This window comes from Pseudorhodoferax soli, from assembly GCF_003337555.1.
In the GTDB taxonomy this organism is placed as follows: domain Bacteria; phylum Pseudomonadota; class Gammaproteobacteria; order Burkholderiales; family Burkholderiaceae_C; genus Pseudorhodoferax; species Pseudorhodoferax soli.
The window spans coordinates 136,659-157,781 of the sequence record NZ_QPJK01000014.1; the positions used below are offsets into that span (position 1 = coordinate 136,659).

At 69.4% G+C, this 21,123-nt stretch carries 17 protein-coding genes and 1 tRNA gene; 9 read left to right on the plus strand and 9 right to left on the minus strand.

Features of this window, described 5'->3' with window-relative positions; all coding sequences use genetic code 11:
- Nucleotides 1–84 precede the first annotated feature (84 nt).
- Both DES41_RS34570 and xerD read left to right on the plus strand, forming a co-directional pair.
- Nucleotides 85–1,047 carry a tripartite tricarboxylate transporter substrate binding protein BugE gene (locus tag DES41_RS34570; protein ID WP_114472176.1) on the plus strand — a complete coding sequence of 321 codons (963 nt, stop codon included), beginning with the start codon at nt 85–87 and terminating at the stop codon, nt 1,045–1,047.
- Nucleotides 1,044–1,970 (plus strand): site-specific tyrosine recombinase XerD, encoded by a 927-nt coding sequence (xerD, locus tag DES41_RS34575; RefSeq protein ID WP_425466417.1) that lies wholly within the window; start codon nt 1,044–1,046, stop codon nt 1,968–1,970. Before DES41_RS34570 ends, xerD begins: the two co-directional genes overlap by 4 nt.
- Nucleotides 1,971–1,980: 10 nt before the next feature.
- On the opposite strand, the gene DES41_RS39705 is transcribed toward xerD, so the two are convergent.
- The 6 genes from DES41_RS39705 to hemH form a co-directional block, all read right to left on the minus strand.
- Nucleotides 1,981–3,600: a methyl-accepting chemotaxis protein gene (locus tag DES41_RS39705; protein ID WP_281277261.1), complete on the minus strand. Its 1,620-nt coding sequence runs from the start codon at nt 3,598–3,600 to the stop codon at nt 1,981–1,983.
- A 213-nt stretch (nt 3,601–3,813) separates the two neighbouring features.
- Nucleotides 3,814–5,205, minus strand: coding sequence for a sensor histidine kinase (locus DES41_RS34585; RefSeq protein WP_114472178.1), 1,392 nt, complete (start codon nt 5,203–5,205; stop codon nt 3,814–3,816).
- 2 nt (nt 5,206–5,207) lie between these two features.
- On the minus strand, nt 5,208–5,897 hold the full coding sequence (locus DES41_RS34590; RefSeq protein WP_114472179.1) for a response regulator transcription factor: 690 nt from the start codon (nt 5,895–5,897) through the stop codon (nt 5,208–5,210).
- 27 nt (nt 5,898–5,924) lie between these two features.
- Nucleotides 5,925–7,451 carry a tripartite tricarboxylate transporter permease gene (locus DES41_RS34595; RefSeq protein WP_114472181.1) on the minus strand — a complete coding sequence of 509 codons (1,527 nt, stop codon included), beginning with the start codon at nt 7,449–7,451 and terminating at the stop codon, nt 5,925–5,927.
- 185 nt (nt 7,452–7,636) lie between these two features.
- Entirely contained in the window at nt 7,637–8,083 is a 447-nt protein-coding gene (locus tag DES41_RS34600) for a tripartite tricarboxylate transporter TctB family protein (RefSeq protein ID WP_114472182.1), read from the minus strand.
- Nucleotides 8,084–8,187: 104 nt separating this feature from the next.
- Complete coding sequence (gene hemH, locus DES41_RS34605) at nt 8,188–9,240, minus strand: ferrochelatase (RefSeq protein WP_114472184.1); 1,053 nt, start codon at nt 9,238–9,240, stop codon at nt 8,188–8,190.
- Nucleotides 9,241–9,260: 20 nt separating this feature from the next.
- Here hemH and DES41_RS34610 point away from each other — a divergent pair, with 20 nt between their 5' ends.
- Nucleotides 9,261–9,953 carry an HAD family hydrolase gene (locus tag DES41_RS34610; protein WP_114472185.1) on the plus strand — a complete coding sequence of 231 codons (693 nt, stop codon included), beginning with the start codon at nt 9,261–9,263 and terminating at the stop codon, nt 9,951–9,953.
- Here DES41_RS34610 and hpnE read toward each other — a convergent pair.
- The 3 genes from hpnE to hpnC all read right to left on the minus strand — a co-directional run bounded on the left by hpnE (nt 9,946) and on the right by hpnC (nt 13,004).
- Nucleotides 9,946–11,193 carry a hydroxysqualene dehydroxylase HpnE gene (hpnE, locus tag DES41_RS34615; protein ID WP_114472186.1) on the minus strand — a complete coding sequence of 416 codons (1,248 nt, stop codon included), beginning with the start codon at nt 11,191–11,193 and terminating at the stop codon, nt 9,946–9,948. The two genes, DES41_RS34610 and hpnE, sit on opposite strands and share 8 nt — an antisense overlap.
- A gap of 88 nt (nt 11,194–11,281) precedes the next feature.
- Nucleotides 11,282–12,127, minus strand: coding sequence for a presqualene diphosphate synthase HpnD (hpnD, locus tag DES41_RS34620; protein WP_114472187.1), 846 nt, complete (start codon nt 12,125–12,127; stop codon nt 11,282–11,284).
- Between the two features lie 28 nt (nt 12,128–12,155).
- Nucleotides 12,156–13,004, minus strand: coding sequence for a squalene synthase HpnC (gene hpnC / locus DES41_RS34625; RefSeq protein WP_114472188.1), 849 nt, complete (start codon nt 13,002–13,004; stop codon nt 12,156–12,158).
- A 157-nt stretch (nt 13,005–13,161) separates the two neighbouring features.
- On the opposite strand from hpnC, the gene DES41_RS34630 reads away from it, so the two are divergent.
- The 6 genes from DES41_RS34630 to clpX all read left to right on the plus strand — a co-directional run bounded on the left by DES41_RS34630 (nt 13,162) and on the right by clpX (nt 21,108).
- On the plus strand, nt 13,162–14,331 hold the full coding sequence (locus tag DES41_RS34630) for an efflux RND transporter periplasmic adaptor subunit (protein WP_114472189.1): 1,170 nt from the start codon (nt 13,162–13,164) through the stop codon (nt 14,329–14,331).
- A gap of 7 nt (nt 14,332–14,338) precedes the next feature.
- Nucleotides 14,339–17,536 (plus strand): efflux RND transporter permease subunit, encoded by a 3,198-nt coding sequence (locus DES41_RS34635; protein WP_245966018.1) that lies wholly within the window; start codon nt 14,339–14,341, stop codon nt 17,534–17,536.
- A gap of 65 nt (nt 17,537–17,601) precedes the next feature.
- A tRNA-Leu gene (locus tag DES41_RS34640) sits at nt 17,602–17,688 on the plus strand.
- Between the two features lie 28 nt (nt 17,689–17,716).
- Nucleotides 17,717–19,030 carry a trigger factor gene (tig, locus tag DES41_RS34645; protein WP_114472190.1) on the plus strand — a complete coding sequence of 438 codons (1,314 nt, stop codon included), beginning with the start codon at nt 17,717–17,719 and terminating at the stop codon, nt 19,028–19,030.
- A gap of 78 nt (nt 19,031–19,108) precedes the next feature.
- Entirely contained in the window at nt 19,109–19,729 is a 621-nt protein-coding gene (gene clpP, locus DES41_RS34650) for an ATP-dependent Clp endopeptidase proteolytic subunit ClpP (protein WP_114472191.1), read from the plus strand.
- 113 nt (nt 19,730–19,842) lie between these two features.
- Complete coding sequence (gene clpX / locus DES41_RS34655; protein ID WP_114472192.1) at nt 19,843–21,108, plus strand: ATP-dependent Clp protease ATP-binding subunit ClpX; 1,266 nt, start codon at nt 19,843–19,845, stop codon at nt 21,106–21,108.
- Nucleotides 21,109–21,123: the final 15 nt, after the last annotated feature.

Genomic DNA, 21,123 nt, shown 5'->3' on the forward strand with positions numbered 1-21,123 from the left:
GCCGAGGCCACTTCTATAATTTTTCGGGGCCGGCCACGAGCCGTCCACCGTCCACCCATCCACCCCCAGCGGAGAACCTCCCCGATGCAACGCCGTTCCGTTTTCACCCTGGCCCTGCTGGCCGCTGCCAGTTCGGCCTTCGCCCAGTCCTACCCGAACAAGCCGGTCAAGCTGGTCGTGCCGTTCGCGCCGGGCGGCACCACGGACATCATCGCGCGCGTCATCGCCGAGCCGCTGGGCAGGGTTCTGGGCCAGCCCGTGGTGGTGGACAACAAGAGCGGCGGCGGCGGCATCATCGGTGCGTCCGAGACGGCGCGTTCGCCGGCCGACGGCTACTCGCTGGGCGTGGCCACGGTGTCGACCACGGCGGCCAACCCGGCCATCAATCCCAAGACGCCGTACAACCCGCTGACCGACTTCACGCCGATCATCAACATCGCGGCCACGCCCAACATCATCGCGGTCAACCCTGCGTTTCCGGCCAAGGACTACAAGGCCTACGTGGCCGAACTCAAGAAGTCGCCGGGCAAATACTCCTACTCCTCCTCCGGCACGGGCGGCATCGGCCACCTGCAGATGGAGCTGTACAAGACCATGGCGGGCGTGTTCGTCACGCACATTCCCTACCGCGGCGCGGGCCCGGCCCTCAACGACACGGTGGCCGGCCAGGTGCCCATGATCTTCGACAACCTGCCGTCCACGCTGCCCTTCGTGCAGAGCAAGCGGCTGGTGCCCATCGTCGTGGCCGCGCCGCAGCGCGTGGCCGCGCTGCCCGACGTGCCCACCTTCAAGGAGGTCGGCCTCGAGCCCGTGAACCGCATGGCCTACTACGGCATCGTCGGTCCCAAGAACCTGCCCAAGGAAGTGGTCGACAAGATCAACGCCGGCGTGCGCAAGGCGCTGGAAGACCCGGCCGTGCGCAAGCGCATCGAGGACACGGGCTCGCTGATCGTCGGCAACTCGCCCGAGGAGTTCGCGGCCCAGATCAAGGCCGAGTTCAGTGTCTACAAGAAGGTCGTGGAAACCTCCAAGCTGACGCTGGAGTGACGGCACTGCCCCCGGCAGTGCTGGGCGAGAGCCAGGGCCGCATCGACGCCTTCGTCGACGCGCTCTGGCTGGAGCAGGGGCTGGCGCGCAACACGCTGGCCGCCTACCGGCGCGATCTCGCGCTGTACGCGCAGTGGCTGGCGCAGCGCGGCACCACGCTGGACGCCACGCGCGAGATGGACCTGCAGGCCTACTTCGCGGCCCGCCACACGGGCACCAAGGCCACCACGGCGAACCGTCGGCTCACCGTCTTCAAGCGCTACTTCCGCTGGGCCCTGCGCGAGCGCGCAGTGCAGGCCGACCCCACGCTCAAGCTGCGGTCCGCGCGCCAGCCGCTGCGCGTGCCCAAGACCATGACGGAGGCGCAGGTCGAGGCCTTGCTGGCCGCCCCCGACGTGCAGACCCCGCTGGGCCTGCGCGACCGCGCCATGCTCGAACTGCTCTACGCCAGCGGCCTGCGCGTGAGCGAACTGGTGGGCCTGCGCACCTTCCAGATCGGTCTCAACGAGGAGGTGCTGCGCGTGACCGGCAAGGGCAACAAGGAGCGGCTCGTTCCCTTCGGCGAACTCGCGCAGGAGTGGCTGGAGCGCTACCTCGAAGAAGCCCGGCCGGCGCTGCTGGACGGGCGCCAGAGCGAAGACCTGTTCGTGACCACGCGCGGCGCGCAGGCCGGCAGCGCCATGTCGCGCGTGATGTTCTGGGGGCTGGTCAAGCGCTATGCGCTGGCCGCCGGCATCGCCGTGGCGCCGTCGCCGCACACGCTGCGCCATGCCTTTGCCACGCATCTGCTGAACCATGGCGCCGACCTGCGCGCCGTGCAGATGCTGCTGGGCCACGCCGACATCTCCACCACCACCATCTACACCCACGTGGCGCGCGAGCGGCTGCACGCGCTGCACGCGCGGCACCACCCGCGCGGCTGAGCAAGCAGGCTCAGGCTGCGAGCGCGGGCTGCGGGCCCGCCAGCGTGGGGCGCTGCGCCGTGGCGCCAGCGCTGGCCGGCAGCTGGAACACGCCGACCGCATCCACCATCCGCCCGACCTGGGCATTGAGGCTGTCGGCCGCCGCGGCGGACTGCTCCACCAGCGCGGCGTTCTGCTGCGTGACCTGGTCGAGCTGGTTCACGGCACCGCTGACCTGGCCGATGCCGGTGGTCTGCTCGTGGCTGGCGGCACTGATCTCGGCGATCAGGTCGGCCACGCGCTGGACCTGCTTGACGATGTCGCCCATGGCGGTCCCGGCCGCACCGGCCTGCGTGGTGCCGACCGCGGCCATCTTCACGCTCTCGCCGATCAGGGTCTTGATCTCCTTGGCGGCCTGGGCCGAGCGGCCGGCCAGGCTGCGCACTTCGCTGGCCACGACGGCGAAGCCGCGGCCCTGGTCGCCTGCGCGCGCTGCCTCGACGGCCGCGTTGAGCGCCAGGATGTTGGTCTGGAAGGCGATGCCGTCGATCAGGCCGATGATCTCGCTGACCTTGCGCGAACCGCCCGAGATGGCGTCCATGGTGCCGACCACCTGGCCGACCACGGCGCCGCCCTGCTGGGCCGCCGCCGCAGCAGCGGTGGCCAGCTGCGCGGCCTGGCGTGCGGTCTCGGCGTTGGACTGGACGGTGGAGCCGATCTGCTCCATAGAGGCCGCCGTCTGCTGCAGGTTGCTCGCCTGCTCCTCGGTGCGCTGGCTCAGGTCCTGGTTGCCCGCCGCGATCTCGCCGGCCCCGGTGGCGATCGAGTCGCTGCTGTGGCGCACGGTGGAGACGACGCGGATCAGGTTCTCGTTCATGTCGCGCAGCGCGGCCAGGAGCTGGCCGGTCTCGTCCTTGCCGCGCACCTCGATGCGCGAGGTCAGGTCGCCGGCCGAGACGGTCCGCGCAATGCGCACGGCTTCGGCGATCGGCACCGTGATGCTGCGTGTGATCCACCAGGCCGCCAGCAGGCCCAGCGCCACGCCGACGGCGCACAGCGCCAGCATCAGCATGCGGGCACGTTCGTAGGCCGTCTGGGCGGCGTCTGCGGCTTCGTTGTTGGCCTTCTCCTCGAGATCGGACAGCTCGCCCAGGGCGTCGTACCAGGCCTGCATCGGGCCGTCCACCTGGGTGCCGAGGAAGCGGGCTGCCTCGTCCGTCATGTCGGTGCGGCCCAGTTCGACCACCTTGGCGACGAGGGGCACGGCGGCGGTCCGGAGCGTAACGACCTTGGCCAGAAGTTCCTTCTCCTGCGGGCTGGTGTCCGGCAGTTCGAACATGGTCGCCAGCTCCTTTTCGGAGGCCTCGTAGCGCTGGCGGGCCTGCGTGATGCCCTCGATCGCCACGCGCTTGCGCACGCCGTCGTACAGCACGATGTCGCGGCTGCGCTGGGCCACCTGGCTCACGGCGCCGCGCATGGCGCCGGCCAGGCTGGATTCCTTGTTGTTGACCGAGACGATGTCGTCCAGGCGGGCCTGGACCTGGGCCATGGACACCAGCCCGAGGACGGAGACGCACACCAGCAGCAGCACCACCAGGCCGAAGCCGAATGCCAGGCGCGTGCCGAGTTTGAGATTCTTCAGGGCGTTCATGCAGTCTCCGTCATGGTCGAGATGGTCTTTCCTACGTTGCAGGGGGAGGCACGCGGTCCCGCGTGACAGCGGTGCGTGGGATGTGCGCGGCCGAATGTAGGTGCATGCGGGCCGCTCGCCCTGCGCCGTGCAGCCCATTCGGCGGCCGCTTGTAACCGGCCGTCACGCGGGGTCCTACATGCGGCCGGAGTGCGCCGCGCCGGGCCCCTGCCTTCAGGCGCGCGGCAGTGTCACGCTGGCATGCAGGCCACGGCCGTCCTCGCCGCTGTCCAGCCGCAGCTCGGAGCCCAGCAGCTGTGCATAGCGCGCCACGATGGACAGGCCCAATCCCGCGCCCTGGCCCAGCTTCTCGCCGTCCCGGCCCTGGGCCCAGCGCTGCATCAGGGCCTGGCGTGCCGAGGCCGGTATCCCGGGGCCGTCGTCCACGACGGCCAGCACGCAGGCGTCGCGCGCCGGCGTGTCCTGCAGCGCGATGGTCAGCGTGCGGCCGCCGTAGCGCAATGCGTTGTCGACCAGGTTGTCCAGGATGCCTTCGACCAGCGCCGCATCGGCCCAGACGGTGAAGGCCGCGTCGTCGGCATCGTCCAGGCCGCGTGCGCCCAGGTCGACGCCGCGCGCGTCGGCCTTGTCCAGGTGGCGCACGATGGTCTGGCCGACCAGCGGGCCCAGGGCCAGGCGTTCGCGCTTGAGCGCGAGTTCGCCTTCGTCGGCCATGGCCAGGTCCAGCAGCTGGTTCACGAGCCGGCCGGCGCGCCCGGCGCTGGTGGCGATCTGCTGCAGCTGTTGGCGCGAAACCGCCGTGCCGGGATGGGCCAGGCCGTAGTCGGCCAGCGCGCGGATGCCGGCCAGCGGCGTGCGCAGCTCGTGCGCCACGTTGCCGGCGAACTCGCGCTGTGCGCGCACGTTGCGGCCCAGGCGTTCGAACAAGGCGTTGACGGCCTGGCCGACCTCGTCGATCTCCTGCGTGGACGGCGCCAGCGGCACGGGCGAGAGGTCGTTGGCGTCGCGGTGTGCGAGGGCGGCCTGCAGCTGGCTCAGCGGCGCCAGGTCGCGCTGGATGCCGCGCCACAGCCAGACCGCCAGCAAGCCCAGCAACAGCAGCAGCGGCAGCGCGCCGAACACCAGCAGGCGCTGCACCAGTGCGCCGCGGATGCGCGTGGTGTGGGCCATGACCACGTGGTAGTCGGCCCCGTCCACGCTGTGGCGCAGCACCACGGCGCGCACCGGCTGGTCCCGATAGAGGATGTTGCCGTAGACATGGCCTTCGGCCGTGCCGGGCAGCGGCATGGGGGGCAGGGGCTCGCCGGCCAGGCGCGTGCCATCGGGCCGCAGCACGCTGAAGTACACGGCCTCGGCCTGGTCGAACAGCGCGGCCGTGAGCTCGCTGCTGGTGAGCTGCAGCACCACCTGGCCGTCCGGCGCGGGGCCGACCTGCGAGGCGATGGAGTAGGCGTCGTCGAGCAGGGCGCGGTCGAAGGCCTGCTCGGTGAAGTAGCTGGCCACGCCCAGCGTGGCGATGGTGCCGATCAGCCAGATCAGCACCAGCGGCAGCATCACGTGCTGCAGCATGCGGATGCGCAGCGAGGGCGCAACCGCGGCCGGCATGCTCAAGCCTCGGGCTCCAGCAGGTAGCCGATGCCGCGCAGTGTGCGGATGGCCGCGCCGCTGCCCACGAGCTTCTTGCGCAGGCGGGAGATGAAGGCCTCCAGCGCGTTGTCGCCCAGCGCGTCGTCGAAGCCCGAGAGCTTGTCCGACAGCGTGCGCTTGTTCACCGCATGGCCGGGTGGGCTCATGAGTTCCCAGAGCACCTCGAACTCGCGCGCGGGCAGGTCCAGCGGCTCGCCGGCCACGCTGAAGCGGCGCGCGCGCCGGTCCAGCTGCAGCCGGCCGAGCGCGGCCAGGTCGTCGGTGCCGATGGCGCGGCGCACCAGCGCGCGCAGCCGGGCCTCGACCTCGGCCAGGTCGAAGGGCTTGCCCAGGTAGTCGTCGGCACCGGCGTCCAGGCCGGCGATGCGCTCCTCGGTGCGGTTGCGCGCCGTGAGCACCAGCACGGGTGTGCGGTCGCCACGCGCACGCGCCTCGCGCAGCACCGCCAGGCCCGAGCCCATGGTGCTGCCGGGGCGTGGGTGCTGCGGCAGGTTCAGGTCGAGCAGCACGGCGTCGAAGGGCTGCACGCGCCACAGGTGGGCGGCGTCTTCCACGCTCTCGGCCGGGTCGACGCGGTGGCCCGCGTGCTCCAGGCTGCGCGTCATGACCTCGCGCAGCACGGCATCGTCTTCAACCAGCAGGATTCGCATGGAAGGCGAGGCTAGCAGATGCCGCGTTCATGCCGATGCCTGCTGCGCCAGTGCCAGTTGGCGCCGGGAGCGCAGCGTGGCGCGCACGGTGGACCAGACTGCCCACAGCAGCAGCAACAACGTGACGGCCAGCAGGCCAGCGCTGATCGGCCGCTCGATGAAGACCATGGGGTCGCCGCGCGAGAGCAGCAGCGAGCGGCGCAGGTTCTCCTCCAGCATCGGCCCCAGGATGTAGCCCAGCAGCAGCGGCGCCGGCTCGAAGCGCAGCACCATGAGTGCGTAGCCCATGATGCCCAGCGCGGCGACCGAGAAGATGTCGAAGGTGTTGTTGTTGACGCTGTACACGCCCAGCGCCACGAACACCAGGATGGCCGGGTACATCCAGGCGAAGGGGATGCGCAGCAGTGCGACCCACAGGCCGATGGTGGGCAGGTTCAGCACCACCAGCATGATGTTGCCGATCGCGAAGCTGACCACCAGGCCCCAGAACAGCTGCGGCTGCTCGGTGATGAGCATGGGGCCGGGCTGGATGCCGTGGATGATCAGCGCGCCCAGCATCACGGCCATCACCGCGTCGCCCGGGATGCCCAGCGACAGCGAAGGCACGAAGGCCGTCTGCGCGGCGGCGTTGTTGGCCGACTCGGGCGCGGTGATGCCTTCGATGGCACCCTGGCCGAAGCGGCTCGGGTCCTTGGCCACCTTCTTCTCGATGGCATAGGCCATGAAGGCTGCGATGGACGGGCCGACGCCCGGCAGGGCGCCCAGGGCCGAGCCCAGCGCGGAGCCGCGCACCATCGGCTTGAGCGTCGCGCGGAATTCCTCCCGGCTCGGCACCATGGACTTGAGCGCCACCTTCTCGGGCTTGCGGTTCATGTCGGCCGAGTTGATGCAGCGCACCACCTCGGCCACGCCGAACAGGCCCATGGCGAGTGCGATCAGGTTGATGCCGTCCATGAGTTCCGGCACGTCGAACGAGAAGCGCGCCACGCCCGAGTTGACGTCGGTGCCCACCATGCCCAGCAGCAGCCCGAAGACCACCATGGACAAGCCCTTGGCGGCCGAGCCCGCAGTCATCGACGAGGCGGCAACCAGGCCCAGCACCATCATCGAGAAGAACTCGGCCGGGCCGAACTTGAGACCGACCTCGGCGATGGCCGGCGAGAACAGCACCAGCAGCACCAGGCCCGACATCGCGCCGGCGAGGGATGCAATGGTGGTCACGAACAGCGCCAGGCCGGCCTTGCCCTTCTTGGCCATCGGGTAGCCGTCCAGGCAGGTCACGGCCGACGACGGCGTGCCGGGCAGGTTCAGCAGGATGGAGGCGGTGGAGCCGCCGTACTGCGCGCCGTAGTACACGCCGGCCAGCATGATGATGGCCGACGTCGGCGGCATGTGGTAGGTGAGCGGCAGCAGCAGCGAGATGGCGGCCAGTGCACCGATGCCGGGCAGCACGCCGACCACGGTGCCCAGCAGCACGCCGCCGAAGCAGTAGAGCAGGGTGATGGGCTCGGCGGCGACTTGCAGGCCGAGCCAGAGGTTGGAGAGAAGTTCCATGTCAGTTGTCCATTGCGCCGAGCGTCATGCGCAGTGCACGAGGGCGTCTTGCGGGCAGAGGTTCAGAAGGCCGCGGAGCAGGCCGTGCGAGTGCACCCGCGGGACCGGCTTTGCCGGACCGCTGGGTGCGCCCCTGGAGGGGGAAGGGATGGCTACACGAAGTGAGCCAACCAAGCGGAATGGTCTTATGAACTCCAGGGCCACAGCGGCAGGATCATCTGCAGGCCGATGGGGAAGATCAGCGTCGTCAGCACCGCGACCACGGCGCACACCGTGAGCCGGGTGCGCAGCGCCATCGCCGAGGGCACCAGCGACAGCAACGCCGCGAAGAACGCGGCCAGCACCACGCCCAGCGGGTGCAGCGCGAAGGCAAAGGCCAGCAGCGCGGCGATGCTCCACAGCAGGTTGTTCCACTGCACGGCGATGCCGGTGCCGCGCCGCCACCAGGCGGGCAGGGCGACCAGCAGGCCCAGCACGGCCAGGGTCCAGCCCAGCACGACGGGAAAGTAGCCGGGCCCCATGCGAGCGGCTTCGCCGAAGGTATAGCGCTGGCCATACAGCGCGAAGAAGATGCCGGCGGCGGTCATCAGCAGCCCGCCGGCCAGGTCGTGGATGTCTCGGGTGGTTTTCATGGAGGCAAAGGGGCACGCGGCCCCGAAGTGGATCGGGCCGGCACGCGCTCGCGCACCGGCGCAGCCACGCAGAGGGCGCGGCTGTGCGGCGAGCGTAAGAAGTGCTAACTGACCGCTGGCTGATCCGCCTGGCCGGTCCGGGTATTCCAGCCGCTCAGGTGGCGGTCAGCGATGTCGGCCAAGGCCTGGGCCCAGCGCGGGCTGTCGTTCAGGCAGGGGATGTAGCCGAAGGCCTCGCCGCCGGATTCGAGGAAGGCCTCACGGGCTTCCATGTTGATCTCTTCCAGCGTCTCCAGGCAGTCGACCGGGAAGCCGGGGCACATCACGTCGATGCGCTTGGTGCCCTGCTGCGCCAGCGCGCGCAGCGTGGGCTCGGTGTAGGGCTCCAGCCACTTGGCGCGGCCGAAGCGCGATTGGAAGGTCAGGCGGTACTGCTGGTCCGACAGACCCAGCTTCTGCGCGAGCAGCCGGGCCGTGGCCTGGCACTGCGCCTGGTACGGGTCGCCCAGCGCGATGTTGCGCGCGGGAATGCCGTGGAAGCTCATCAGCAGCAGCTCGCCGCGGCCATGCTGCGCCCAATGGCGCTGCACGCTGTCGGCCAGCGCGGCGATGTAGCCCGCGTCGTCGTGGTAGTCGTTGACGAAGCGCAGTTCGGGCACGCGGCGCTGGCGCCGGCTCCAGGCGCCGACGGCATCGAGCACGCTGGCCGTGGTGGTGGCCGAGTACTGCGGGTAGGCCTGCAGCACGAGGATGCGGTTGACGCCGCTGGCCGCCAGCGTGTCCAGCTGCGCGGCGATGGCGGGCTGGCCATAGCGCATGGCGTAGTGCGCGTCCACGCCGTGGCCGCGTTCGGCCAGGCTGGCGCGCAGGCCCAGCGCCTGCGCCTCGGTCCAGACCTTCAACGCCGAGCCCTGTGCCATCCACACGCTGGCGTACTTGGCCGCCGACTTGGCGGGCCGCACCCGCAGGATGATGCCGTGCAGGATGGGCCACCAGGCCAGCTTGGGGATCTCCACCACGCGCGGGTCGGACAGGAACTCGGCCAGGTAGCGCCGCACGGCAGGGGCGGTGGGGGCGTCGGGCGTGCCGAGATTGCAGTAGAGGACGGCGGTGCGACCGGGGTCGTCGGTGGCGGCGGGCGCGGGGCGAAAGGGCATTGCGCTATTCTCGGCGACCCATGCTGCAGACCCACAAAGTCCGGGCCATCACGCTCGATCTGGACGACACCCTCTGGCCGATCTGGCCCACCATCGCCAAGGCCGAGAAGGCACTCGGCGCCTGGTTCACCGACAACGCACCGGCCACGGGCCGGTTCTGGGGCGATGCCGAGCGGCGCCGCCTGCTGCGCGAGCAGGTCGTGCAGGAGCACGAGCACCTGGCCCACGACATGGCCTTCCTGCGGCGCGAGTCGATCCGGCGCGCGCTGGCGCAGGCCGGCGACGACGAGGCGCTGGCCGCCACGGCCTTCGATGTGTTCATCGCCATGCGCCATGAGGTCGAGCTCTACGAGGATGCGCTGGAGGCGCTCCAGTTCCTGGCCGCCCGCTTTCCGCTCGTGGCGGTCTCCAACGGCAATGCCGACCTGGGCCGCATCGGCCTCATGCCGCATTTCCGCGCGGCCTTCAGCGCCGCGAGCTTCGGCGTGGGCAAGCCGGACGCGCGCATCTTCCTGGCCGCTGCAGAGGCCGCCGGCGTGCCAGCCGAGGCGGTGCTGCATGTCGGCGACGATGCGCTGCTCGACGTGCTGGGCGCGCATGCCGTGGGCATGCAGACGGCCTGGATCAACCGCGGCGAGCACCCGTGGACACAGTCGGTACAGCCCCACGCGAGCCTGACGGACCTGCGCGAACTCTGCGCCCTGTTCAGCTGAGACCGGCCAGGGCGTCGCGCGCGCTGCGCACCGCGCCCTCGATGGTGCCGGGGTAAGGGCCGGCCACGTACTCGCCGCAGGCCGAAAGGCCTGGCGCGATCTGCAGGCCGGGCCGCTCCAGCGCCGGTGTGCAGGCGAAGGTGGCCCGCTTCTCCACGATGGTGACGACCGGCTGCAGGTCGGCCAGGCCCAGCTCTGCGCGGCCCTGGGCGATGACCTGCTGTTGCAGCTCCTCGCGCGTGCCGCGGCTCACGCTCACGACGAAGGCGAGCAGGCCGTCCTCGCCCAGGTGGCGGCGGTCGAACACGAATTGCGCGGGTGTGCCCTTCAGCGCGGCCATGGGCCGCGGCAGGCGCGTGGCGCTCGTGGCATAGACGGTGGTGATGGGCTCGAACTGCAGCGCGTCGGCCCGGGCCAGCCAGGTGTCTGCCGCGCAGCCGGCGGTGCGCACCAGCCGCGCGGCTTCCCAGGACGGGCAGGCCAGCAGCACGCGGTCGAATGGCTGGCCATCGACGCGCCACTGCGCGCCGTCGCGGGCCAGCGCGTTCACGCGCATGCCCATCTGCACGGACTGGCCCTGCGCCTGCAGCCAGGCGATGGCGGGCTCGGGGAACAGCGCGCCCAGGGGCCGCCGCGGGATCAGCATGTTGGAGCCGCCGCGTCCGCCCAGCAGAGAGTCGCGCAGCACGCGCAGGAACACGCTCGCACTGGCCTCGCTGGCCGCAGTGTTCAGTGCCGACAGGCACAGCGGCTCGACGAAGGCCTGCAGCACGCGTGCGGGCAGGCCGGCGCAGAGCTGGGCCACCGTGGTCTGTGGCGCACAGCGAAAGCCGGCCAGCTGCCAGCGCGTGGTGGCCGCCAGCAGCGCCGCCTTGTCGCGCCAGCCCCAGCCGCGCGCGCCCAGGATGCCGGCCAGCGCGTCCCAGGGCGGGGCCCGGTCGGGCAGGGCGATGCCCTCGCCGTCGGGCAGGCGCAGGTCCAGCGGCAGGCGCAGCAGGGCCTGCGCAGGGTCCACGCCCACGGCGCGCATGAGGGCCAGCGTCTCGGTGTAGGCGCCGATCAGGATGTGCTGGCCGTTGTCCAGCGTGAGGCTGCGGCCTGCATGCGCGTGGACGACGCTGCGCGCGCGGCCGCCGGCATGGCGCGCGGCTTCCAGCACGGTGACCTGGTGGCCGGCCTCGGTGGCACCCACGGCGGCGGCCAGCCCCGCCCAGCCGGCCCCGACGATGGCGAGGTTCACGGCCGAGGGCCGGGCAGCCCCAAGCCGGCCGTGCCTCCCCCTTGTGGGGTGGCGTTGCACGACCGCAGGGCGTTAGAAGCCAGGGGGCTCATAGCCGGCCCAGGGCCTGCACCTTCCACGCCAGCCAGAACTTGCGCAGCGGCGTGAGGCTGATGCGCTGGTCCAGCACGGCGAAGTTGTCGCGCTCGATCTCGCGCAAGAGCGTGCGGTAGATGCTGGCCATCATGAGCCCGGGCTTCTGCGCGCGCCAGTCGGCGGCCGGCAGCAGCGCCAGCGCCTGGTCGTACAGGCCGTGGGCACGCTCGGCCTGGAAGCGCATCAGCGCGACGAAGCGCTCGGAGTGCACGCGGTTCAGCAGTTCGTGGGCCTTGACGTCGAAGCGCTGCAGCTCGTCGATGGGCAGGTAGATGCGCCCGCGCATGGCGTCCTCGCCCACGTCGCGGATGATGTTGGTCAGCTGGAAGGCCAGGCCCAGCGTGTGCGCGTACTCCGTGGTGGCCTCCTGGCTCTGGCCGAAGATGCGCGCCGAGACCTCGCCGACGATGCCGGCCACGAGGTGGCAATAGCGCTTGAGGCCCGGGAAGTCCAGGTAGCGCGTCTGCTCCAGGTCCATCTGGCAGCCCTCGACGACGGCTTGCAGGTGGCGCTGCTCGATGCCGAACTGCGGCGCGAGCGGCATCAGCGCCCGCATCACGGGATGGCTGGGTTCGCCGGCATAGGCCTTGGCGACTTCGGTTTGCCACCAGGCCAGCTTGGTGCGCGCGACCGAGGGGTCGCTGACCTCGTCGACCACGTCGTCGACCTCGCGGCAGAAGGCGTAGAACGCGGTGATGGCCGCCCGGCGCGGCTTGGGAAGAAACAGGAAGGCGTAGTAGAAGCTGCTGCCCGAGGCCGCGGCCTTCTGCTGCACGTACTGTTCCGGTGTCGTTGTCATGGGGCGGGATTGTCCACGGACTGGCTGTTCATCCATGCATGCGCCAGGCACGCCAGAGCAGGCGGGGGCCATCGGTCTTGTGGAGCCTGGGACGTTCGCGCCAGCTGGCGTGGTCCAGCGCGGCGATCTTGTCCAGGATGGCCAGGCCACCTTGCACCACGAAGCGCAGCTCCCAGCCCATGCGGCCTGGCACGCGGTGCACCAGCGGGGCGCCTTCCAGCATGAGGGCGCGCGCCCACTGCACCTGCTCGGCCACCAGCGCGCGCACCGGGGCCGCCTGCGTCGTGCCGTGGGCGGCGCAGCGGTCTTGCGGTAGGTAGTAGCGGCCGCGCGGCAGGTCCTCGCTCAGGTCTTGCCAGAAGTTGATGAGCTGCAGCGCATTGCAGATGGCGTCGCTCTGGCGCAACGCCTCGCGGTCGTGGATGCCATACAGGTGCAGCACCAGCCGGCCGACCGGCGCGGCAGAGCGGCTGCAGTAGTCCAGCAACTCTGTGCGGTCGGCGTAGCCGGCGCCTTCATCTGTCTTGCGGACGTCCTGCATGAAGGCGTCCAGCAGGTCGTCCAGCGGCGCGAAGGGCAGTTGGTGCCGGACCCGGGCCTGTTCCAGCGGGGCGAAGACGCCGGGCCAGCGGCCCGACAGCGGCTGCCCTGCATAGAGCGCGGCGAGGTCGGCGCGGTAGAGCGCCAGGCTTTGCAAGCGGCGCGCAGCGTCGTCGTTTCCCTCGTCGGCGATGTCGTCACCGGTGCGTGCGAACCAGTAGATGGCCGCGATGGCAGGGCGCAGCGCCGGTGGACAAAGCCACGACGCGACGGGAAAGTTTTCGTAGTGTGTAACGTCCGGCGCAACAGCCGGCGCGCTTTGAGGCCTTGCACGCATGTGCGCGCGATTTTCGCTGTGTTTTCCGCGCCAATCCGAACTGTGAGTTGGTTGACAATGCGCGAACAATTCTCCTAGATTACTAACCCATCAGTCAGTAGTGGGCCTGGGGAGCGGCGGTGTGCGGGCCTCCAGGGCGCTTGTTCGGGGCTTCCCAATGTCAAACCTGCCGAGGCGCGTGCGCCGTTTTTCCTGGCCGTGCGCGGCTGTCCTGGCCGTGGCGGCCGGGCTGGCGGGGTGCAGCAAGCCGCCGGCCGAGCCCGAACCGATCCGTTCCGTCAAGCTGCTGACCGTGGCGCCTGCGGCATCGACCTTCGGCATGGAGTTCGCAGGCGAGGTGCGCCCGCGCATCGAGTCCCGCCTGGGTTTCCGGGTGGCCGGCAAGATCGTGCGGCGCAACGTGGACCTGGGGCAGACGGTGCGCGTGGGCCAGTTGCTGGCCGAACTCGACGCCCAGGACCTGCGCCTGGCCGCCGATGCGGCACGCGCCCAGGTGGCCGCCGCCCAGACCAACCGCGACCTGGCCCTGGCCGACCAGAAACGCTACAAGGAATTGCGCAGCCAGAACTTCATCAGCGGCGCCGAGCTGGAGCGCCGCGAGTCGGCCTACCAGGCGGCGCAGGCCCAGCTGGACCAGGCCAAGGCCCAGCTGTCGGCCCAGGGCAACCAGACCGGCTACGCGCGCCTGGTGGCCGACGTGGCGGGCGTGGTGACGGGCATCGAGGCCGAGCCCGGCCAGGTGGTGGCCGCGGGCACCCCCGTGGTGCGGGTGGCCCAGAGCGGCGTGCGCGACGTGGTGTTCTCGGTGCCGGAGGACCGCGTGGCGGCCATGGCGGTGGGCTCGCCGGTCGAGGTCCGGCTGTGGAATTCGGACGACACGCTGTCCGGCAAAGTGCGCGAGGTGGCGGCCAGTGCCGATGTGGCCACGCGCACCTTCCAGGTCAAGGTGGCGCTGGACACCAAGACGCCGCCGCCACTGGGCACCACGGTCACCGTGTCGCCCAAGGCACTGGGCAGCGGCGGCGTGCCCGTCATCAAGCTGCCGACCAGTGCGTTGCGCCAGGACGCCGGTACCGGCCAGACCTCGGTGCTGGTGCTCGACGAGGCCAGCATGACGGTGCGTGCCCAGCCCGTGACCATCGCCACGGCGGACGGCAACGATGCCGTGATCAGCGCCGGCGTGCAGCCCGGCATGCGCGTGGTGGCCGCTGGCGTGCACGTGCTGACGCCGGGCCAGAAGGTCACGGTCTACCAGCCGCGCGTGGGCGGCGACAAGGCCAACGCCCCTGCCGCTGCTGCCGCCGCCGCTGCCTCCTCACCGCGCTGAGCCGACGATGAGCGAACCGAACACCATGGACCAGCCCAAGGCTGGCTTCAATCTTTCGCGCTGGGCGCTCGACCACCCGGCGTTGACGCGCTACCTGATGGTGGTGCTGATGCTGCTGGGCTTCGCCACCTACTTCCAGCTGGGGCAGGACGAGGACCCGCCGTTCACCTTCCGTGCCATGGTGATGCGCACCTACTGGCCCGGCGCCACGGCGCAGCAGGTGGCCGAGCAGGTGACCGACAAGCTGGAGCGCACGCTGCAGGAGGTGCCCTACGCCTTCCGCATCCGCAGCTACTCCAAGCCGGGCGAGTCGCAGATCATCTTCGAGCTGAAGGACAACTCGCCCCCCAAGGACGTGGCCAACCTCTGGTACGTGGTGCGCAAGAAGATCGGCGACATGCGCTACACGCTGCCGCAGAGCGTGCAGGGGCCGTTCTTCAACGACGACTTCGGCGATGTCTATGGCGTGATCTATGCGCTGTCGGCCGACGGCTTCAGCTACGCCGAGCTCAAGACCTTTGCCGACGATGCACGCCAGACGCTGCTTCGCGTGCCCGACGTGGCCAAGGTCGAGCTGTTCGGCGTGCAGGACGAGAAGGTCTACATCGAGGTCTCCCAGCGCCGGCTGGCGCAGCTGGGGCTAGACTTCTCGCAGGTGCTGGACCAACTGGGCCAGCAGAACGCGGTGGCCAGCGCCGGCGCCATCCAGACGCCGCTGGACGTGCTGCAGGTGCGCGTGACAGGCCAGTTCAGCGCCGTCGAGCAACTGCGCGACATGCCGATCCGCGGGCCTTCGGGCGCGCAGCTGCGCCTGGGCGACATCGCCGAGGTGCGGCGCGGCTACGTCGATCCGCCTGGCGTGAAGGTGCGCCACGACGGGCGCGAGGTCATCGCGCTGGGCGTGTCCATGACCAAGGGCGGCGACATCATCCGCCTGGGCAAGGCGCTCAAGACGGCCTTCGGCGACATCGAGAAAGCCCTGCCGGCCGGCGTGCAGCTGGCCCAGGTGCAGGACCAGCCCAGCGCCGTCTCCAACTCGGTCAACGAGTTCGTGAAGGTGCTGATCGAGGCCGTGGTCATCGTGCTGGCCGTGAGCTTCATCGCGCTGGGCTTTCACCGCCGGCCCGGCGAGCATGGCCTGCTGCGCCGCTACTACATCGACATCCGGCCCGGCCTGGTGGTGGGCATCACCATCCCGCTGGTGCTGGCCGTGACCTTCCTGGCCATGTGGTACTGGGGCATCGGCCTGCACAAGATCTCGCTGGGCTCGCTGATCATCGCGCTGGGCCTGCTGGTGGACGACGCCATCATTGCGGTGGAGATGATGGTGCGCAAGATGGAGGAGGGCTACGACAAGGTACGCGCCGCCACCTTCGCCTACGAGATCACCGCCATGCCCATGCTGACGGGCACGTTGATCACGGCGGTGGGCTTCCTGCCCATCGGCATCGCCAAGTCGGTCACCGGCGAGTACACCTTCGCGATCTTCGCGGTGACGGTGATCGCGCTGGTGCTGAGCTGGTTCGTCTCCGTCTACTTCGTGCCCTACCTGGGCACGCTGCTGCTCAAGGCCCAGCCGCACCATGGTGAGGGCGCCGGGCACGGCCAGCCGCACGAGATGTTCGATTCGGGCTTCTACAACGCATTCCGCAGGTCGGTGAACTGGTGCGTGGCGCACCGCTGGCTGACCATCCTGGCCACGGTGGGCGTGTTCGCGCTGGGCATCGTGGGCATGGGCAAGGTGCAGCAGCAGTTCTTCCCCGACTCGAGCCGGCCCGAGATCCTGGTGGACCTGTGGCTGCCCGAAGGGTCGTCGTTCGCCGCGAACGAGGCGGTCGCCAAGCGTGTCGAGCAGCGGCTGCAGCAGGAGCAGGGCGTGCGCTCGGTCACGCTGTGGATCGGCTCGGGCGTGCCGCGCTTCTACCTGCCGCTGGACCAGGTCTTCCCGCAGACCAACGTGTCACAGTTCATCGTGCTGACCGAATCGGTGCCGGTGCGCGAGCGCCTGCGCGTGGCCCTGCCCAAGCTGTTGGCCGAGGAGTTCCCCGAGGTGCGCGGCCGCGTCAAGCTGCTGCCGAACGGGCCGCCGGTGCCGTACCCGGTGCAGTTCCGCGTGATCGGGGGCGACCCGCAGCTGCTGCGCCTGCGCGCCGACGAGGTCAAGGCGGCGATGCGCGAGAGCCCGAACACGCGCGGCGTCAACGACAACTGGAACGAATCGGTCAAGACCGTGCGGCTGGAGATCGACCAGACCAAGGCCCGGGCGCTGGGGGTGACCAGCCAGTCCATCGCGCAGACCGCCAACATCGCGCTGACCGGCACGACGGTGGGCCAGTTCCGCGAGTACGACAAGCTGATCGACATCGTGCTGCGCCAGCCGGCCAGCGAGCGCGCGCTGATCACCAACATCGTCAACGCCTACGTGCCGACCGCCTCGGGCCGCTCGATCCCGCTCACGCAGATCGCCACCCCGGTGTTCAGCTGGGAGCCGGGCGTGATGTGGCGCGAGAACCGCGACTACGCCATCACGGTCCAGGGCGACGTGGTGGAAGGCCTGCAGGGCGCCACCGTGACCGAGGAACTGCTGCCCAAGCTGCGCGCGCTGGAGGCCAAGTGGAAGCAGCAGGGCCCGGGCGGCTACGCCGTGCAGGTCTCCGGCGCTGTGGAGGAGAGCAGCCGCGGCTCCTCGTCCATCGCCGCCGGCGTGCCCATCATGCTGTTCCTGACCTTCACGCTGCTGATGCTGCAGCTGCAGAGCTTCAGCCGCGCCATGCTGGTGTTCCTGACCGGCCCCCTCGGCATTGCCGGCGTGGCCGGCGCGCTTCTGTTGCTGAACCGGCCGTTCGGCTTCGTCGCGCTGTTGGGCGTCATCGCGCTGATGGGCATGATCCAGCGCAACTCGGTGATCCTGATCGACCAGATCGAACAGGACCGCGCGCGCGGCGTGCCGACCTGGGATGCCATCGTCGAATCCGCCGTGCGCCGCTTGCGCCCCATCGTGCTGACCGCGCTGGCGGCCGTGCTCGCCATGATCCCGCTGTCGCGCTCGGTGTTCTGGGGCCCGATGGCGGTGGCCATCATGGGCGGCCTGATCGTCGCCACGGTGCTCACGCTGCTGTCGCTGCCTGCGATGTATGCAGCCTGGTTCCGCGTGAAGAGGCCCACGGACGAGGAGCGCGCGCGGGCGCCGGCACCCGGCGTCTGAACGGTGCCGGCAGGCCGCGCGGGCCGGCCGGCGCGACCGGCTAAAATGTCCGGTTGACCGAGACTGCGCGGGTGGCGAAATTGGTAGACGCACCAGGTTTAGGTCCTGACGCCAGCAATGGTGTGGGGGTTCGAGTCCCCCCCCGCGCACCACACCCTATTTCTTTTACCCGAGACCACCATGGCCGTTACTGTTGAAAACCTCGAAAAGCTGGAGCGCAAGATCACCCTGTCGCTGCCGGTGGACGTCATCCAGAACGAGGTCAACAACCGCCTCAAGAAGCTGGCCCGCACCGTGAAGATGGACGGCTTCCGTCCCGGCAAGGTGCCGATGAACGTCGTGGCGCAGCGCTATGGCTACTCGGTGCACTACGAAGTCATGAACGACAAGGTGGGCGAGGCCTTCTCGGTCGCGGCCAACGAAGCCCAGCTGCGCGTGGCCGGTCAGCCGCGCATCAGCGAGAAGGAAGGCGCGCCCGAAGGCCAGCTGGCCTTCGACGCGGTCTTCGAGGTGTTCCCCGAGGTGGTGATCAACGATCTGGGCACGGCCGAGATCGAGCGCCTGTCGGCCGAGGTGACGGACGAAGCCATCGACAAGACGCTGGACATCCTGCGCAAGCAGCGCCGCAGCTTCGCCCAGCGCGCCCAGGACGCCGCCGCCGCGGACGGCGACCGCGTGACGGTCGACTTCGAAGGCAAGATCGACGGCGAGCCCTTCCAGGGCGGCAAGGCCGAGGACTTCCAGTACGTGGTCGGCGAAGGCCAGATGCTCAAGGAGTTCGAGGACGCCGTGCGCGGCATGAAGTCCGGCGAGAGCCGCACCTTCCCGCTGGCCTTCCCGGCCGACTACCATGGCAAGGACGTGGCCGGCAAGCAGGCCGACTTCCTGGTCACGGTCAAGAAGATCGAGTCCAGCCACATGCCGGAAGTGGACGACGCGCTGGCCAAGTCCCTGGGCATCGCCGACGGCACGGTGGCCGGCCTGCGCGCCGACATCCGCAAGAACCTGGAGCGCGAAGTCAAGTTCCGCCTGCTGGCCCGCAACAAGCAGGCCGTGATGGATGCACTGCTGACCAAGGCCGAACTGGACCTGCCCAACGCCAGCGTGCAGGCCGAAGTCGGCCGCATGATCGAGAGCACGCGTGCCGACCTCAAGCAACGCGGCCTCAAGGATGCCGACAGCGCGCCGATCCCCGAGGAGATCGTGCGTCCCCAGGCCGAGCGCCGCGTGCGCCTGGGCCTGGTGGTGGCCGAACTCGTCAAGAAGAACGATCTGCTGGCCAAGCCCGAGCAGATCAAGGCCCACATCGACGACCTGGCCGCCAGCTACGAGAAGCCCGAAGACGTGGTCCGCTGGTACTACGGCGACCGCCAACGCCTGGCCGACGTGGAAGCCGCCGTGATCGAGAACAACGTGACCGACTACGTGCTGGCCCAGGCCAAGGTCACCGAGAAGGCGATCGGCTTCGACGAGCTGATGGCGCAGCAGGGCTGATGCCCGGGCGGGCCTTGCCTCTTGCCTTCGTGCGCAAGGCCCCCATCTGACGCTTGCCAACCTAATTCCGGAGAAAACATGGCCATCCACAACAGTTCGCTCGAGACCCAGAACCTGGGCATGGTTCCCATGGTCATCGAGCAGTCGGGCCGCGGCGAGCGTTCCTACGACATCTACTCGCGCCTGCTGAAAGAGCGCGTGATCTTCCTGGTGGGCGAAGTCAACGACCAGACCGCCAACCTGGTGGTGGCGCAGCTGCTGTTCCTGGAGAGCGAGAACCCCGACAAGGACATCTCGTTCTACATCAACTCGCCCGGTGGCAGCGTGACGGCCGGCATGGCCATCTACGACACCATGCAGTTCATCAAGCCGGATGTGTCCACCCTGTGCGTGGGCTTCGCGGCCAGCATGGGCGCCTTCCTGCTGGCGGCCGGTGCCAAGGGCAAGCGCTTCTCGTTGCCCAACTCCAAGATCATGATCCACCAGGTGCTGGGCGGCGCGCGCGGCCAGGCGACGGACATCGAGATCCATGCGCGGGACATCCTGCGCACCAAGGACCAGATGAACAAGATCCTGGCCGAGCGCACGGGCCAGCCCCTGGACAAGATCAAGAACGACACCGAGCGCGACTATTTCCTGGAAGCCAACGAGGCCAAGGAATACGGCATCGTCGACCAGGTGATTTCACGCCGGCCCTGATCCGGCCCCCGCGGCAGCCGCGCGGACTGCGCGGAAAACGGCGCCTTTTTGGTGGAAGGCGCCGTTTTTTGCGTTGGTTATCATTGCCCAACGTCCTTTAAAGGCATTCCTCCATGGCCGAGAAAAAAGGCTCCTCCAGCGAAAAGACCCTGTACTGCTCGTTCTGCGGGAAGAGCCAGCACGAGGTGAAGAAACTCATCGCAGGACCGTCCGTGTTCATCTGCGACGAGTGCATCGACCTGTGCAACGAGATCATCCGTGACGAGGTGCCCGCCGCCGGCGAGGCGCGCGAGGGCCGAGGCGACCTGCCGACGCCGCTGGAGATCAAGAGCAACCTGGACAACTACGTGGTGGGCCAGGAAGTCGCCAAGCGCACGCTGTCGGTGGCGGTCTACAACCACTACAAACGCCTGCGCTACAAGGACAAGGCCAAGAAGGACGAGGTCGAGCTCTCCAAGAGCAACATCCTCCTGATCGGCCCCACCGGCTCGGGCAAGACGCTCTTGGCGCAGACGCTGGCGCGCATGCTGGACGTGCCCTTCGTGATGGCCGACGCCACCACGTTGACCGAGGCCGGCTATGTCGGCGAGGACGTCGAGAACATCGTCGCCAAGCTGCTGCAGAGCTGCAACTACGACGTGGAGCGGGCGCAGCGCGGCATCGTCTACATCGACGAGATCGACAAGATCTCGCGCAAGTCCGACAACCCTTCGATCACGCGCGATGTGTCGGGCGAGGGCGTGCAGCAGGCGCTGCTCAAGCTCATCGAAGGCACGATGGCCAGCGTGCCGCCGCAGGGTGGGCGCAAGCACCCGAACCAGGACTTCCTGCAGATCGACACGACCAACATCCTGTTCATCTGCGGCGGCGCGTTCGCGGGCCTGGAGAAGGTCATCGGCAGCCGGCAGGAATCCTCGGGCATCGGCTTCGGTGCCGCGGTCAAGAGCAAGGCCGAGCGCGCACTGACCGAGGTGTTCCGCGAGGTCGAGCCGGAAGACCTGATCAAGTTCGGCCTGATTCCCGAGCTGGTGGGCCGCATGCCGGTGGTGGCCACGCTGGCCGAGCTCAGCGAGGATGCGCTGGTGCAGATCCTGACCGAGCCCAAGAACGCGCTCGTCAAGCAGTACGCCAAGCTGCTGGCCATGGAAGACGTGGACCTGGAGATTCGCCCTGCGGCGCTCAAGGCCATCGCGCGCAAGGCGCTGGCCCGCAAGACCGGCGCCCGTGGCCTGCGCTCCATCCTGGAGCTCTCGCTGATCGACACGATGTTCGAGTTGCCCAACACCACCAATGTCGACAAGGTGGTCGTCGACGAGTCCACCATCGAAGAAAACAAGGCGCCGCTGCTGGTCTACCGGGAAGCGGCCAAGAAAGCCTGACCGTGCTGCCGGTGA

Excerpts from the sequence above, each read along its gene's own strand:
- hpnD (WP_114472187.1), bottom strand. The coding sequence starts at position 12,127 with ATGACAACGACACCGGAACAGTACGTGCAGCAGAAGGCCGCGGCCTCG.
- hemH (WP_114472184.1), bottom strand. The coding sequence starts at position 9,240 with ATGCCCTTTCGCCCCGCGCCCGCCGCCACCGACGACCCCGGTCGCACC.
- clpP (WP_114472191.1), top strand. The coding sequence starts at position 19,109 with ATGGCCATCCACAACAGTTCGCTCGAGACCCAGAACCTGGGCATGGTT.
- DES41_RS34610 (WP_114472185.1), top strand. The coding sequence starts at position 9,261 with ATGCTGCAGACCCACAAAGTCCGGGCCATCACGCTCGATCTGGACGAC.
- DES41_RS34600 (WP_114472182.1), bottom strand. The coding sequence starts at position 8,083 with ATGAAAACCACCCGAGACATCCACGACCTGGCCGGCGGGCTGCTGATG.
- hpnC (WP_114472188.1), bottom strand. The coding sequence starts at position 13,004 with ATGCGTGCAAGGCCTCAAAGCGCGCCGGCTGTTGCGCCGGACGTTACA.
- DES41_RS34635 (WP_245966018.1), top strand. The coding sequence starts at position 14,339 with ATGAGCGAACCGAACACCATGGACCAGCCCAAGGCTGGCTTCAATCTT.
- DES41_RS34590 (WP_114472179.1), bottom strand. The coding sequence starts at position 5,897 with ATGCGAATCCTGCTGGTTGAAGACGATGCCGTGCTGCGCGAGGTCATG.
- DES41_RS34595 (WP_114472181.1), bottom strand. The coding sequence starts at position 7,451 with ATGGAACTTCTCTCCAACCTCTGGCTCGGCCTGCAAGTCGCCGCCGAG.
- tig (WP_114472190.1), top strand. The coding sequence starts at position 17,717 with ATGGCCGTTACTGTTGAAAACCTCGAAAAGCTGGAGCGCAAGATCACC.
- DES41_RS39705 (WP_281277261.1), bottom strand. The coding sequence starts at position 3,600 with ATGAACGCCCTGAAGAATCTCAAACTCGGCACGCGCCTGGCATTCGGC.
- DES41_RS34585 (WP_114472178.1), bottom strand. The coding sequence starts at position 5,205 with ATGCCGGCCGCGGTTGCGCCCTCGCTGCGCATCCGCATGCTGCAGCAC.
- DES41_RS34630 (WP_114472189.1), top strand. The coding sequence starts at position 13,162 with ATGTCAAACCTGCCGAGGCGCGTGCGCCGTTTTTCCTGGCCGTGCGCG.
- clpX (WP_114472192.1), top strand. The coding sequence starts at position 19,843 with ATGGCCGAGAAAAAAGGCTCCTCCAGCGAAAAGACCCTGTACTGCTCG.
- DES41_RS34570 (WP_114472176.1), top strand. The coding sequence starts at position 85 with ATGCAACGCCGTTCCGTTTTCACCCTGGCCCTGCTGGCCGCTGCCAGT.